This is a genomic window from Pseudomaricurvus alkylphenolicus (genome assembly GCF_011683955.1).
Classification (GTDB): Bacteria; Pseudomonadota; Gammaproteobacteria; order Pseudomonadales; family Cellvibrionaceae; genus Pseudomaricurvus; species Pseudomaricurvus alkylphenolicus.
This window is the reverse complement of sequence record NZ_JAAQPI010000012.1, coordinates 48,373-62,187: the sequence shown is the minus strand read 5'-3', so window position 1 is coordinate 62,187 and position 13,815 is coordinate 48,373. Positions and strand designations below refer to the sequence as shown.

Below are 13,815 nucleotides of genomic sequence, written 5' to 3'. Positions count from 1 at the left end.
AGTCAGGTTGCTGTTTTTGGCCACTGTCAGAGCCCATCCGCCTGTACAATAATGGAACTGAATCAGAACAATGAGAGATGAACAACCCATGACCGATTTGGTGAACTACGAATTAAATGACGGTATCGCCACCATTACCATGCAAAACGGTAAGGTGAATGCGATGTCGCCGGAACATATTCAGGCGATCAATGGTGCCTTGGATAAGGCTGAGGCCGATAAAGCGGTCGTCATGCTGGTAGGTCAACCGGGTATCTTCTCCGGCGGTTTTGACCTGAAGGTGTTTCAGAGGGACGCACGCGAGGGCGTGGAGATGGTGACCGCCGGTTCACGGCTGTGTCGTCGACTGTTGGCATTCCCGTATCCGGTTGTCGGTGTCTGCACCGGCCACTCCATTGCCCAGGGCTGCTTTACCCTGATGGCCTGTGACTATCGCATTGGTGTGGACGGACCTTTTAACCTGGGCCTTAATGAGGTCCAAATCGGTATGACCATGCACCATGTTGGTATTGAACTGCCCCGTGGCCGATTGACGCCCGCATTTTTCAATCGCTCAGTCGTCAATGGTGAAATGTATGATCCCGCTACTGCGGTGGTCGCTGGCTTCCTCGATAAAGTGGTTCCGGCGCAAGAGATCATGCAGGCGGCAACTGCTGAGGCAACTCGCCTGAAGGGCCTCAATATGCCAGCTCACCTGGCGACAAAGCTGAAGGCGCGGGCACAATGGCTGGAGAGGCTGGATTGGGCCATTGAGGAAGACTACAAGACTCAAATGGAAGCCTTGGAGGCGTTGGCTGGATAAGCTGATCGAGACGACACAAGAGCAGATACCTCTATGAGCCCTATCATCGGGCGTGATACAGCGCAATCACGCAAATAAACTCGTTGCCGATTTGTGATTGTGGTTACATAAAGTCATAACAAAGACGAGTGATTAGCCATGTCCGAACAACAAATAGACGAACCTACCAAAATCCACTACCGAGCCTGCCATCTGTGCGAAGCCATTTGTGGTCTGGAGATCAAGACCCGGGGCGAACAGATCCTTTCGATCAAAGGGGACAAGAGTGACCCCCTGAGCCGGGGCCATATCTGCCCCAAGGCAACCGCCTTACAGGACTTGCATGAGGACCCGGATCGGCTGCGCCAACCGGTGAAAAAGGTGGATGGCGAATGGCAGGCCATAGGCTGGGATGAAGCCCTGAGTGAGGTGTCTGAGCGGATTGCGGCTATCCAGCTGGAGCATGGCAATGATGCCGTGGCTGTTTATGGTGGTAACCCCGGCGTGCATAACTACGGCACAATGACGCACGCCGGTATTATCCGCAAAGCGGTGGGCAGTAAGAACAACTTTTCCGCCACTTCTCTGGATCAGTTGCCTCACCAGCTGATGGGCATGGCCATGTATGGCCACCAGTTTATGATTCCAATCCCCGACATCGATCACACGGATTTTATGGTGATCATCGGCGGTAATCCCCTGGCCTCCAATGGCAGTCTGATGACTGTGCCTGATGTGACCAAACGCTTGAAGGCTATTCAGAAGCGGGGCGGCCGCTTTTTAGTGATTGATCCCCGTCGCAGCGAGACGGCGGAGATTGCCGACGAGCATCTGTTTATCCGTCCGGGTACTGATGCGTTTTTGTTGATGGCAGTTATTCAGACTTTGTTTGAAGAGGATCTTGTCAATCCGGGTCACCTGACATCTGTAGTTGATGGTTTGGACGACGTCCAAAAAGCTTGTGCGAGCTTCACTCCGGAGCTGGCCCAGCAGCAGACCGGTATCGATGCGGATCGTATTCGTGAATTGGCCCGCGAGTTGGCGAATACTCAGAGAGCGGTTTGCTATGGGCGCATGGGTGTTTCGGTGCAGTCGTTTGGCACTCTGTGCCAGTGGGCGATTCAGGTTATTAATGTATTGATCGGTGCGACTGATTCCCGCGGGGGGGGGCTGTTGACGTCGCCGGCGATGGGTTATGTAAAACCGGGCGAGACCGGCGCTGGAAACTTTGGCCGCTGGCAAAGCCGTGTGAGTGGGTTGCCGGAATTCAGCGGTGAGTTGCCAACCTCGGTGATGGCCGAAGAGATGTTGACCGAAGGCGAAGGGCAGATTCGCGGTTTGATGACGATCGCCGGCAATCCGGTGTTGTCGGCGCCCAATGGCCGCCAATTGGATCAGGCACTGGACGGCCTGGAGTTTATGGTGGCGATTGATATTTATATCAATGAGACCACTCGCCATGCGGATATTATTTTGCCGCCCACGGGGCCTTTGGAGCACGACCATTACGATATCGCTTTTCATCGGCTGGCGGTTCACAACACGGCTCGCTACAACGAGCCGGTATTTGAGCCGGCCGAAGATTCGCTTCACGATTGGCAGATTCTCAATCAGTTGTCGGTGGAGATTGCCCACTTGAAGGATCGTGAGTTAAAGCCATTGCCTGCGCCTGCACAGATGTTGGATATGGGAATTCAATATGGTCATTACGGCAGTCAGGGTGATCACGAGTTGGCGCTGACTTTGGATAAGATCAGGGAGCACCCTCACGGCCTGGATCTTGGCCCTTTGCAGCCGGGAATGGCTGCGCGGTTGTGTACGGAGGATGGCAAGATTCATCTGGCGGTGGATTTTGTGCTGGCGGATGTGGAGCGTTTGCAGGCCAGCAGGGTGGATCTCGATGAGCGGGAGTTGTTGTTGATCGGACGCCGTCATGTGCGCAGTTGTAATTCATGGATGCACAATTATCAGCGTCTGGTGAAGGGTAAACCCCGCTGGCAGTTGTTGATGCACCCGGATGATCTGCGAGCGCGTGGGTTGGAGGATCAGTCTGAGGTTCGGGTTCAGTCTCGGGTTGGTGAGGTGGTTACCACGGTGGTCGCCACAGATGAGATGATGCCTGGAGTGGTGAGTCTGCCTCATGGCTGGGGGCATCAGCGTGATGGCGTTCAATTGGGCATTGCGTCTGAGCAGGCGGGTGTCAGTTGTAACGATATTACCGATGAGAAGTTTTATGATCGGGTTACCGGTAATGCGGCTTTGAATGGTGTCGTTGTTACCGTTGGGGCGGCCTGAGTTGGTTTAGTTCAGGGGCTTCTAGTTTCGTGCCTCAAGTGGAGGCTGGGGGTGCCGTTTTCCGAGCTGTCGGGCGGCCCTCCGGCCTTCCCTCAGTCCCAAAAAAGCCAAGCAAAAAGCGCCTGTCTTTTTTACTCCTTCGGCGCCCTCTTTTATGCCCGGAAAACGGCACCCCCAGCCTCCGCTAGCTCCGCGGTACACTGAGTTTTCTGCCTCATTGTTAGGTTTGAGTTGAGGCATAAAAAAACCCGGTTGCTTGCGCAACCGGGTTTTTTAGAAGTTAAGTCGCTAAAGGCTTACTTGGCAGCCTTGCGCTCTTTGGCTTCTTCGATAACCTTCTCGGCGACAGTCTGCGGGCACGGCAGGTAGTGGCTGAACTCCATGGAGAACTGACCACGACCGGAAGTGATGGTACGCAGGTGACCAATGTAGCCGAACATCTCGGAAAGAGGTACGTCGGCCTTGATGCGAACACCAGTGGTGCCGGCTTCCTGATCTTTGATCATGCCACGACGACGGTTCAGGTCACCGATGACGTCACCCACGTTGTCTTCCGGAGTGAACACGTCAACCTTCATGATGGGTTCGATCAGCTGAGGACCGGCCTTAGGCATAGACTGACGGTAAGCGCCTTTGGCAGCGATTTCGAAGGCTACCGCAGAGGAGTCAACGGCGTGGTAGCCACCGTCGTACAGCTCAACGTGAACGTCCAGCATCGGGAAGCCGGCCAGAGGACCTTCGTCCATCATGTTCTTGAAGCCCTTCTCAATAGCTGGGAAGAATTCCTTGGGAACGTTACCGCCCACAACGGTGGACTCGAAGGTGAAGCCGGTACCAGGCTCATTCGGACGGATGCGGTAGTCGATCTTACCGAACTGACCGGAACCACCGGACTGCTTCTTGTGGGTGTAGCTGTCTTCCAGAGGCTGGGTGATGGTCTCGCGGTAGGCTACCTGAGGCTCGCCCACTTCCAGCTCAACGCCGTAGGTACGCTTGAGAATGTCGACTTTAATGTCCAGGTGCAGTTCACCCATACCTTTGAGGATGGTTTCACCGGAGTCTTCGTCAGTTTCAACGACGAAAGAAGGATCTTCGGCAACCATCTTACCGATGGCAACACCCATCTTCTCGGTGGAGCCTTTGTCTTTCGGAGACACAGCGATGGAGATCACTGGCTCTGGGAAGATCATGGGTTCCAGAGTACATGGGTTGTTCGGATCACACAGGGTGTGACCGGTTTGAACGTTCTTCATGCCAACCACGGCGATGATGTCACCGGCCTGGGCGCGATCCAGTTCGGTACGCTCGTCCGCATGCATCTCAACCATACGGCCAACGCGCTCGGTCTTGCCGGTGTAGGAGTTCAGGATGGTCATGCCTTTTTCCAGAACACCAGAGTAAATACGGATAAAGGTCAGGGCGCCGAAACGGTCGTCCATGATCTTGAATGCCAGGGCGCGCAGTGGCTCTTCGGCAGATACGGTAGCGACTTCGCCAGTGGGCTCACCAGTCTCGTCGTCAGTCAGAGGCTGAGGATCAACTTCGGTAGGCGCAGGCAGGTAGTCAACAACGGCGTCCAGGATCAGCTGGATACCCTTGTTCTTAAAGGCGGAGCCACAGTAAGTGGGGAAGAAGGCCAGGTCGCGGGTACCCTTACGGATACAACGCTTGATGTCTTCGATGGTGGGCTCTTCGCCTTCCATGTAGGCTTCCAGCAGGTCATCGTCCTGTTCAACAGCGGTTTCGATCAGCTCTTCGCGGTAAGCGGCAGCGTCGTCAACCATGTCTTCGGGGATGTCGACGATCTCGAAGTTTTCTGGCAGGCCAGTGTCGTCCCAGATGTAAGCCTTCTGGCTCAGTACGTCGACAACGCCTTTGAAGTCGTCTTCGATGCCGATAGGCAGGGTCATCACCAGAGGGTTGGCGCCCAGTACCTTCTTGACCTGATCTACCACGCGGTAGAAGTCAGCACCCATGCGGTCCAGCTTGTTGACGAAGATCAGACGGGCAACTTCAGACTCGGTGGCGTAACGCCAGTTGGTTTCGGACTGAGGCTCAACACCGCCGGAGCCACAGAATACGCCGATGCCGCCATCGAGAACTTTCAGAGAACGGTAAACTTCAACGGTGAAGTCAACGTGCCCTGGAGTATCGATGATGTTCATGCGGTGGTCTTTCCAGAAACAGGTGGTTGCCGCTGACTGAATGGTAATACCACGCTCAGCTTCCTGCTCCATGAAGTCAGTGGTGGATTCACCGTCGTGTACTTCACCGGTTTTATGGATCTTACCGGTCAACTTCAGGATACGTTCGGTAGAGGTGGTTTTACCGGCGTCAACGTGCGCGAAGATACCGATATTTCTGTATTTGGATAAGTCGGTCATTGCTGTTTCTCAATAGGCCTGGGAAAAAATTGCGCGGTAGTATACAAGGTTTTTGGCGGCATTTAGAAGCGAAATATGGCGTTTTTGACAGGTTTTTGTTGCGAATCTGAATGGGGTCGGAGATTTTTGTTTCGATTTTCTATAAGTCTTTGAAAATTATTAACTTTCTTTGATGGGGGAGGGCGCTGCCGGGAGTGTTGGAGGGGGCGGGTTTTGGCGCAGAATTCGCTGTGAGCGAGCAGCAGGCCCGAATGGGGCTTTTAATCTTGTCTCAAACGACAAAATCGATCTGTTGAACGCTGCCGCTGCGACCATCATCCCGCAGGTAAAAACCGGTGCTGCGGATCTGTGCCAAGGCTTTCGCTTGGTCGTTGGTAAAGGTGTAAGGAGTCTCGGAGTTTTCCAGTCCCAGGGCGATAACGCCTGCCGAGCTGAGGGTGGTAAAACTGCCGTCGCCGGGCCTGAATAGCATCAGTTGGCTGAAATGCCGGTCTGAGGCATCGATCAGGCCGTTGCCATCCGTGTCCAGCAGGGCCAATTCCCCGAAGCCATCGCCGCTGATGGCGCCAAACAATTCACTGCCGTCGTCGATGTTGCCGTTGCCGTTGTGGTCCAGAGCCAGGTAGTAACTGCCCCGGTCCAGTTGCGACAGTTCTTCTTTTAGGGTGTCACCGTTGAGGTCGAATGCGACTGTTTTATCCTGCAGGCTCAGCGGTCCATCCAGATTGATAACCAGGGGATCGATCAGCGTCGCGGCCTCAGCAAAACTCACCTGCAGTCGGATATCCAGTTCCCGCCGTTGGCTTTCGCTGAAGGCAAAGGACATTTCTCTGCCGTCACCCAGTGTCACTTGCCCCTGCATATGAATTTGCAGTGATTCAGACTCCTGCAGGCGAATACGCACATTGGCGATAGAGTCATCTGCGCTTGTATCTGCGGCGTTGAGGGTGTCAGGTGAGCTCTCGACAGTCAGTGTTTGACTGCTCGCCGTGGAATTGACCTCCAGTGCTTTGGCGGGATCGCCATCACCGTACGTGGAAATTTTCTTACCGGACAGGTATTCGACCATGGCAATCAGCAGCTGCATGCGTGAATCGGGCAGGGATGCCGCCAGGGGGCTGGCGAGCGAGATGGCGGCGTCTTTTTTTGCTTCGGTTGCCGCAGGAATGACTTCTGGCGCAGGTTCCGGGTCAAGCGTGGGTTGTGTCGGTGCCGGACGAGGATCCACCAGGGAGCGCAGGCGCTGATGGGCATGTTCAACCGTAAATTGAATCATCGTTGCTCCCCTGGATTTTTACCCTCAACGGGCGATCGGCAGGGGAGCGCAGTTCTTTAAGACAGATTGGTTCTTATGCCAGCATTTTTTGAGCGCCTTTGACAAACTCTTCCTTGTTGACGTTTATCTTGCCGGGTACATCGATACCGCGCACAGCCGCCGGTCTTTCGGCAATGGTATTTAGCCAGCGCTGCAGATTCGATAGCTCATCAATAGCGACGCCGGACCATTCGTGAGTCCGCGCCCAACACCAGTTGGCCATATCGGCGATGCTGTAATCGCCGGCAAGAAATTCATTATCGGCGAGGCGTGTATCGAGCACTGTCAGCAGTCGTTTGACCTCGTTGTGGTAGCGGTCGATGGCGGGCTGGATTTTTTCCGGGAAGTAGCGGTAGAACACATTGGCCTGGCCCATCATGGGGCCGACGCCACCCATCTGGAACATCAGCCACTGGATCACCTCGGAGCGACCCTTGATATCGGTGGGGAAGAATTTGCCGCTTTTTTCCGCAAGATAAATCAGGATGGCGCCGGATTCGAATACGGCAAAGTGGTCGTTATCGCGATCCACAATGGCTGGAATTCGACCGTTGGGGCAAATTTCCAGAAAGGCGGGTTGCTTCTGTTCGCCTTCTGACAGATTCACTTTGTGAACATGATAAGGCAGCGCCATTTCTTCAAGGGCCACCGATGCCTTCCAGCCGTTGGGCGTGGCGGCAGTGTACAGGTCAATCATTGGGTTTCTCCGGGGAGTTTGTCTCAGGCTTTGGCGCTGTCGCGGCTACTTACTTCTTCGTACCAGCGCTGCAAGTGAGTCTGGTCGTCTGCAATGCGTATTTTCATGACCCGGCCAAAGTCCAGGGCGCACAACAGGGTGATGTCGGCAATGCTGAAGTAGTCGCCAGCCAGGAAGCGCGAGTCGGCAAGGTGATCATTGAGATCCTTCAGATATTCAACCGCGTTCTTACCGGAAACTTCACCCCACTCGGCGACGGGAGTCATACGGTCCTTGAAGTAGCCGGTGGTGTGCTGAAAGCACATGCCGATTGGTAACATGACGTGCAGCTCAGCGCGTCGCTGCCACATCTCCACTTCCGCTTTTTCAAGAGGGTTACGGCCCATCAGAGGATTGTTGTTCGGTTCCAGCTCTTCGAAGTAGCGGCAGATGGCCACGGTTTCACCGATGCAGGTACCGTCGTCCAGCTCCAGAAAGGGGATCTTGGTGGTGGGATTCTTGGCTCGCATGGCTTCACTCAGGTTTTCTCCGCCGACGATATCCACTTGGGCGTAGTCAACACTCACGCCTTTCTCGGCCAGGAACATTCTTACCCGACGGGCGTTGGGCGCGGTGCTGGTCTCGTAAATCTTCATGATTGGGGATCCTGTATCAGATGGGTTTCAGAATGACCGTTTAGAAATCCTACGTCATTTCTAAACAATCGGTCAACAATACGGTATGATCTTTTTATTCAAAGCCACCAGGTACAAATCGGAACCCCCCAATCATGGCAAGACCCCTCGCTTTTGACCCCAACGAAAAACTGCACCAGGCCATGCTGCTGTTCTGGCGTAAGGGCTTCGAGGCCACCTCTATGCAGGATCTGGTCAATGCGCTGGGCATCAATCGGTTCAGTATCTACAACACCTTTGGTGACAAGCAGGCGCTCTATGCCAAAGTGGTGGATTATTACGAGGACAAGGTGTTTGGGGCGCTGATCCGACGGCTGCAGGTGCCGGAGCCCGGCGTTGAAACGCTGGAAGTCTATTTCCAGGCCCTGTTGGATGGATTGACTGGCCAGAGGGGGCTCTGCGGTTGCTTTCTGCAGACCGCGATCCTCTCCGGTGAAGTCCGGGACCCGCAAACCCGGGAGAGCATCAACGCAACCTTTGGTCGCCTGCAAGGGGCTCTCAGAGATGTCATTATCTCGGCCCGGGAAAAAGGTGACATCAGTCCGTCCGCTGATGCTGAAGCCCTGGCCGATTTTCTGTTGATGCAGGTTCAGGGATTGATTGCCCTGCAGGGGCTGGGTAAGGGCGAGCAGGCCCGGGCCGCTCTGCAGGTATTGCTGGGCCAGATTCGCAGCTGGTAACCGGTGCCATTATCACCCCTTCTTATATCCACTATCAGGGCGCTGCACTGTGCCATTAAAGCTGGCATAATCCCTTCCCCCGGATAAGCCGGCCTTATAGAAGGCAAAGCGAGACTTATGAGTCCGGGTCCCAAGCGAACTAGAGATGAGAACTATGCAACCCCAGGTAAAACCCAATAACCCGAATTTCTCCTCCGGCCCCTGCAGCAAGCGTCCAGGCTACGATGTGTCCGCGCTGGATATCAGCACGCTGGGTCGTTCCCACCGTTCTTCCCTGGGCAAGGCGGCGCTGCAGCAGGCCTGTGACCGGACCGCGGAGCTGTTGGGTTTGCCCGAAGGTTACCGGGTGGGGGTTGTGCCTGCGTCCGATACCGGCGCAGTGGAGATGGCGCTTTGGTCTCTGCTGGGCCAGCGTCCTGTGGATGTGGTGCACTGGGAATCCTTCGGCAGTGGCTGGCACAGCGATATCACCAAGCAGCTGAAGCTGGAGGATGTCCGTTCCCTGACGGCTGAATACGGTCAGCTGCCGGATCTGAGCGAAGTTAATCCAGCCCACGATGTGGTATTTACCTGGAACGGTACCACCTCCGGCGTCAAGGTGCCCAATGGTGACTGGATTGCCGATGACCGCGAAGGTTTGACGATTTGTGACGCTACCTCTGCGGTCTTCGCTATGGAGCTGCCATGGGAAAAGCTGGATGTGGTGACCTTCTCCTGGCAAAAAGTGTTGGGCGGAGAGGGTGCTCACGGCATGTTGATCTTGAGCCCTCGCGCGGTTGAGCGTCTGGAAACCTACACTCCGCCCTGGCCGCTGCCCAAGATCTTCCGCATGACCAAGGGTGGTAAGTTGATCGAGGGTATCTTTAAAGGTGCCACCATCAATACACCTTCCATGCTGTGCGTGGCGGACTATCTGGATGCGCTCAATTGGATCGAATCCATCGGTGGTGTCGCCGCGGCGATCAAAAAATCGGAAGACAACCTGGCGGTGGTGGACGGGTTTGTGGCTGAAAACGATTGGATTCAGTTCCTCGCACAGGAGCCCTCAACGCTCTCTAACACCAGCATCTGCCTGACGGTTGATGCCGGTGCTGATCAGGTCAAGCAGATGGTCAAATTGCTGGACCAGGAAGGCGTGGCCTATGACATTGGGGCCTATCGCGACGCGCCGGACGGTCTGCGTCTCTGGGGTGGTGCCACCGTTGAACAAGCGGATATGGAAGCACTGATGCCATGGCTCAAGTGGGCCTATGAGCAAGTGACCGCCTGATTGGAATTATAAGGAAGGATTTATGTTTAAGATTAAGACCTACAATGCGATCTCCACCAAGGGATTGAATCGCTTTGAACGCGAACACTATGAAGTCTCCAGCGAAAGCTCGGCGCCCGATGCCTATGTTCTGCGCAGCCACAAACTCCATGGCGAGGAAATCCCTTCTTCCCTGAAGGCTGTCGCCCGCGCCGGTGCCGGTGTTAACAATATTCCTGTTGAAGACTACACCAAAGCTGGCGTGGTGGTTTTCAATACGCCGGGTGCCAATGCCAATGCGGTAAAAGAACTGGTGCTGGCCGGTTTGCTGCTCAGTTCCCGCGACATTTCCGGTGGTATGAATTACGTTCAGACTCTCACCGATATGGACGATGCCGGTGAAATGGGCAAGCTGCTGGAAAAAGAGAAAAAGCGTTTCGCCGGTAATGAACTCTATGGTCGCACTTTGGGTGTCGTCGGCCTGGGTGCCATTGGCTCCATGGTTGCCGAGATGGCGCTGGCTATGGGCATGAACGTAGTGGGTTATGACCCGGCGCTTTCTGTAGAGGCCGCTTGGCGTCTGCCAAGCCAGGTTGAGCGTATGGAAAATCTGCAGTCACTGTTGGGCCGCGCGGATTACATCACGCTGCATGTGCCGGCGATTGAGCCTACACGCCATATGATCAACAGCGAGTCCATCAAGTCGGTCAAGCCCGGTGCGATTTTGCTCAATTTTGCCCGCGAAGCGATTGTCGATGCGGAGGCGGTTGTCGCTTCTCTGAATGCCAAGCAGCTGGGTATGTATGTGTGTGACTTCCCTGAGCCGTGCCTGCTGAATCGGGACGATGTTCTGGCGATGCCGCATATTGGAGCCAGTACTGCCGAGGCGGAAGAGAACTGCGCGATGATGGCGGCTGATCAGGTCAAGGATTATCTGGAAAACGGCAACATCAAAAATTCCGTGAACTTCCCGCTGATTAATCTGCCTCGTGCAGACGGTTATCGTATTACCTTTGTGAACGATAATGTCTCCGGTGTACTGGGGCATGTATTGTCTGTGTTCACAGACAACGAGATCAACGTGTTGGACATGATGAACAAAAGCCGGGGCGACGTGGCATACAACATTATCGACGTTGAACAAATGCCGTCCGAAGATGTACTGCGGGCCATCTCGGACGTTGAGCACGTCATGGCCGTTCGCGTACTCGGTTAAACCGATGTACAAGCTCTGCTTTTATGTGCCTGAAACCCATCTTGAACCGGTGAAGACCGCGCTGTTTGCGGTCGGTGCCGGTCGTATCGGCGACTATGACAGCTGTTGTTGGCAGACGCTGGGGCAAGGGCAGTTCCGTCCGCTGGAGGGCAGCCAGCCCTTTATCGGGCAGAGTGGCCAGGTGGAGCAGGTGGCAGAGTACAAAGTCGAGCTGGTCTGTGCTGATGACCTCATCAGGCAGGCCGTCGCGGCGTTAAAGCAGGCTCATCCCTACGAGGAGCCTGCTTATGACGTTATCCGTGTGGAGTCTTTTTAGCTTCTCTAGTGATAGGCCCGCTACACTTTGGGCTTGGGGCGATACAGTGCTTCGCTGCGCAGCGGGTAATGATCGTTGGGCCGATCAGCAAAGTAGTGGCGCAGGGTTTTCTTAACCACGGGAAATGCCAGTTCATCCCAGGGAATCTGCTGCTCGGTAAACAATTCCACCTCCAGTGATTCCGGTCCCGGTCCGAATTCGAGGTTGTCCAGCGTACCCTTGAAGAACATATACACCTGATTGATTTCCGGCAGGCTGAAGAGCGTGTAGAGCCCGTCGAGAGTCATCACCGCCCGGGCTTCTTCCCAGCTTTCCCGCAGCGCACCTTCTTCGGTGGTTTCACCGTTTTCCATAAAGCCCGCAGGCAGCGTCCAATAGCCATGGCGAGGTTCTATGGCGCGTTTGCACAAGAGGACGCGGTCTTCGTAGATAGGCAGGCAGCCGGCGATAATGTGCGGATTTTGATAGTGGATGGTGTCGCATTCGTTGCAAACGTGGCGTTGGCGGTCGTCACCGGCGGGAATCTGCAGGCGAACGCCGGCGCCACAATTGCTGCAATACTTCATTCGATCTCTCTCTGGCTGACGAACTCGGGTAAACCCGACAAGTATACGACGGATGCAGGTCTATTAGAAAACCGGGACTCTGCGGTCACCAATGATTTGTAATAAATCAGGGGTTTTCAGGAGTGGGGAAGGGCAAAATCTTGGCGCTGTTCTTTTGTTTTTGAGGTGGCTGCAACCGTTGGCGATCACCACTGAGTTTGTTGAGCAGCTCGCGCATCTGATCAAATGAATCATGCATCATCTGGGTGAGTTTGATACAGCTGCCCATCGGGTTGTTGTGCAGCTGACGGTGAGCGTCTATCTGGAACTGCAATCCCAGCAGGCGCCGGCGTACATATTCGGGGGAGTTTTCGATCAGACTTTGAATTTTCTGTTGGCGATAGCGTTCGAGGGCTTCCGGGTCTTGCTGGGCCAGCTCCATCAGGTCATCAAATTTCTTGTCGAGTTTGGATGTCATAGTCTGGAGCCCGGTGCCCTTATGATGCTTTTCACGCCAAGTGTGCTCAAAATTCAGTCTAGCAAACTGGCCTGGGTAATGTGTATAGGGAAATTTATATCGATTGGTTATAAACAAGAAATACGGGAAGTGTGAGCTGTTTGCTGGACGTTAGTGCCAAATTTCGGTACTTTGGATCGGATGATCTGGCAGAATTTACTGCCTTACAAAATCAAAAGGATTATATGCTAGCTCGCGTGCGCTCGTTTCTTGCCGCCTCCCCTTACCCCTCTCCAGATCCCAAAGACTACGACAAACGTGCCGCTGTTTTAATCGCTCTGACGGATCACGATGATGATCCCCGTATTGTCCTTACCAAACGAGCCGAACATCTTAATAGCCACAGTGGGCAGGTATCTCTGCCCGGCGGCAAGTGGGATGTTGAGGATGCCAGTCTGTTGCAGACTGCGCTGCGGGAAAGTTGGGAGGAAGTTGGATTGCAGCCGGAGCTGGTGGAGGTGCTGGGAGCGCTGCCTGTGGTACAGACCTACCAGGGAGTGAACGTGGCGCCCTTTGTTGGTGTGGTACCCAAAGACGTCGAGCTTGTGCCCAATTATCAGGAGTTGGATGCAATTTTTCAGGTGCCGGTGAGTTTTTTTCTCCGCGATGAGCGAGTGCGTACCGATATCTTCAACCGCAGTGTCGGCCATGCCTGGTCGCCGGCCTATCACTTTGAGGGGTTTGAGATCTGGGGGTTTACCGCCCGTCTATTGGCCTCGTTTCTCAATGAAGCCCTGGGGGCGGATATCCATAAGGAGAGTCGGGCTCCGGTAATGGAATGGGGTTAATCCAGAAGCACTTGTGCCAGTGGCTGTCGAGACGCGATATTTTCGCTATAATCCAGCGCCCTGTAACTTACGCACAGAAGTCGTGGAGCCATCGATGTCAGAGACCACCATTGATAAACCTGCCATTGTAGAAAAGCCTGTCAGGTCACCCTGCGTGTCTATCTGTGCACTCAATGAGGAGGATGTCTGCGTGGGCTGTTACCGCACCGGCAATGAGATCAGCCACTGGGGGGTATACAGCAACGACGAGCGGCGCGATGTCCTGGTGCTGGCGGCGGAGCGGGCCCGCAAGCTTAACCCGTTTGCTTGAGGGCTGTTTCGGGGCTAAGGGCAAGGGCTCTTACCAGGGGGCTAAGGG

General features: G+C 54.7%; 14 protein-coding genes. 8 read left to right on the top strand and 6 right to left on the bottom strand.

All coding sequences use genetic code 11. The features are described from left to right. Window positions 1–70: 70 nt before the first annotated feature. Window positions 71–802, top strand: a complete 732-nt coding sequence (locus HBA55_RS25670; RefSeq protein ID WP_240946294.1) for a crotonase/enoyl-CoA hydratase family protein — start codon at window positions 71–73, stop codon at window positions 800–802. A gap of 138 nt (window positions 803–940) precedes the next feature. Next, window positions 941–3,076, top strand: a complete 2,136-nt coding sequence (locus HBA55_RS25665) for a molybdopterin-dependent oxidoreductase (protein ID WP_166997345.1) — start codon at window positions 941–943, stop codon at window positions 3,074–3,076. Between the two features lie 296 nt (window positions 3,077–3,372). Here HBA55_RS25665 and fusA read toward each other — a convergent pair whose 3' ends face one another. From fusA to HBA55_RS25645, 4 genes are all read right to left on the bottom strand, one after another. After that, the gene (gene fusA, locus HBA55_RS25660; RefSeq protein ID WP_166997343.1) at window positions 3,373–5,460 is read right to left on the bottom strand and encodes an elongation factor G; all 2,088 of its coding nucleotides are present in this window, start codon (window positions 5,458–5,460) and stop codon (window positions 3,373–3,375) included. A gap of 271 nt (window positions 5,461–5,731) precedes the next feature. Then, a complete protein-coding gene (locus HBA55_RS25655; protein ID WP_166997341.1) occupies window positions 5,732–6,736 on the bottom strand; it encodes a hypothetical protein in 1,005 nt (334 codons plus the stop codon). Window positions 6,737–6,809: 73 nt separating this feature from the next. Then, window positions 6,810–7,472 (bottom strand): glutathione binding-like protein, encoded by a 663-nt coding sequence (locus HBA55_RS25650; protein WP_166997339.1) that lies wholly within the window; start codon window positions 7,470–7,472, stop codon window positions 6,810–6,812. Between the two features lie 23 nt (window positions 7,473–7,495). After that, the gene (locus HBA55_RS25645; protein WP_166997337.1) at window positions 7,496–8,107 is read right to left on the bottom strand and encodes a glutathione S-transferase family protein; all 612 of its coding nucleotides are present in this window, start codon (window positions 8,105–8,107) and stop codon (window positions 7,496–7,498) included. Window positions 8,108–8,241: 134 nt separating this feature from the next. Between HBA55_RS25645 and HBA55_RS25640 the strand changes: the two genes are divergently transcribed. The 4 genes from HBA55_RS25640 to HBA55_RS25625 all read left to right on the top strand — a co-directional run bounded on the left by HBA55_RS25640 (window position 8,242) and on the right by HBA55_RS25625 (window position 11,607). Beyond that, window positions 8,242–8,826, top strand: coding sequence for a TetR/AcrR family transcriptional regulator (locus HBA55_RS25640; protein WP_166997335.1), 585 nt, complete (start codon window positions 8,242–8,244; stop codon window positions 8,824–8,826). A 154-nt stretch (window positions 8,827–8,980) separates the two neighbouring features. Next, entirely contained in the window at window positions 8,981–10,096 is a 1,116-nt protein-coding gene (locus HBA55_RS25635) for a phosphoserine transaminase (protein ID WP_166997333.1), read from the top strand. A gap of 22 nt (window positions 10,097–10,118) precedes the next feature. After that, window positions 10,119–11,291 (top strand): phosphoglycerate dehydrogenase, encoded by a 1,173-nt coding sequence (locus HBA55_RS25630; RefSeq protein WP_166997330.1) that lies wholly within the window; start codon window positions 10,119–10,121, stop codon window positions 11,289–11,291. Window positions 11,292–11,295: 4 nt separating this feature from the next. After that, window positions 11,296–11,607 carry a YqfO family protein gene (locus HBA55_RS25625; protein ID WP_166997328.1) on the top strand — a complete coding sequence of 104 codons (312 nt, stop codon included), beginning with the start codon at window positions 11,296–11,298 and terminating at the stop codon, window positions 11,605–11,607. A gap of 20 nt (window positions 11,608–11,627) precedes the next feature. On the opposite strand, the gene HBA55_RS25620 is transcribed toward HBA55_RS25625, so the two are convergent. Then, entirely contained in the window at window positions 11,628–12,173 is a 546-nt protein-coding gene (locus HBA55_RS25620) for an NUDIX hydrolase (RefSeq protein ID WP_166997326.1), read from the bottom strand. Between the two features lie 106 nt (window positions 12,174–12,279). Further along, window positions 12,280–12,630: a DUF3135 domain-containing protein gene (locus HBA55_RS25615; RefSeq protein ID WP_166997324.1), complete on the bottom strand. Its 351-nt coding sequence runs from the start codon at window positions 12,628–12,630 to the stop codon at window positions 12,280–12,282. Between the two features lie 224 nt (window positions 12,631–12,854). Between HBA55_RS25615 and HBA55_RS25610 the strand changes: the two genes are divergently transcribed. Both HBA55_RS25610 and HBA55_RS25605 read left to right on the top strand, forming a co-directional pair. Next, entirely contained in the window at window positions 12,855–13,457 is a 603-nt protein-coding gene (locus HBA55_RS25610) for an NUDIX hydrolase (protein ID WP_166997322.1), read from the top strand. A gap of 94 nt (window positions 13,458–13,551) precedes the next feature. Further along, window positions 13,552–13,767: a DUF1289 domain-containing protein gene (locus HBA55_RS25605; protein ID WP_206019972.1), complete on the top strand. Its 216-nt coding sequence runs from the start codon at window positions 13,552–13,554 to the stop codon at window positions 13,765–13,767. Window positions 13,768–13,815 lie beyond the last annotated feature (48 nt).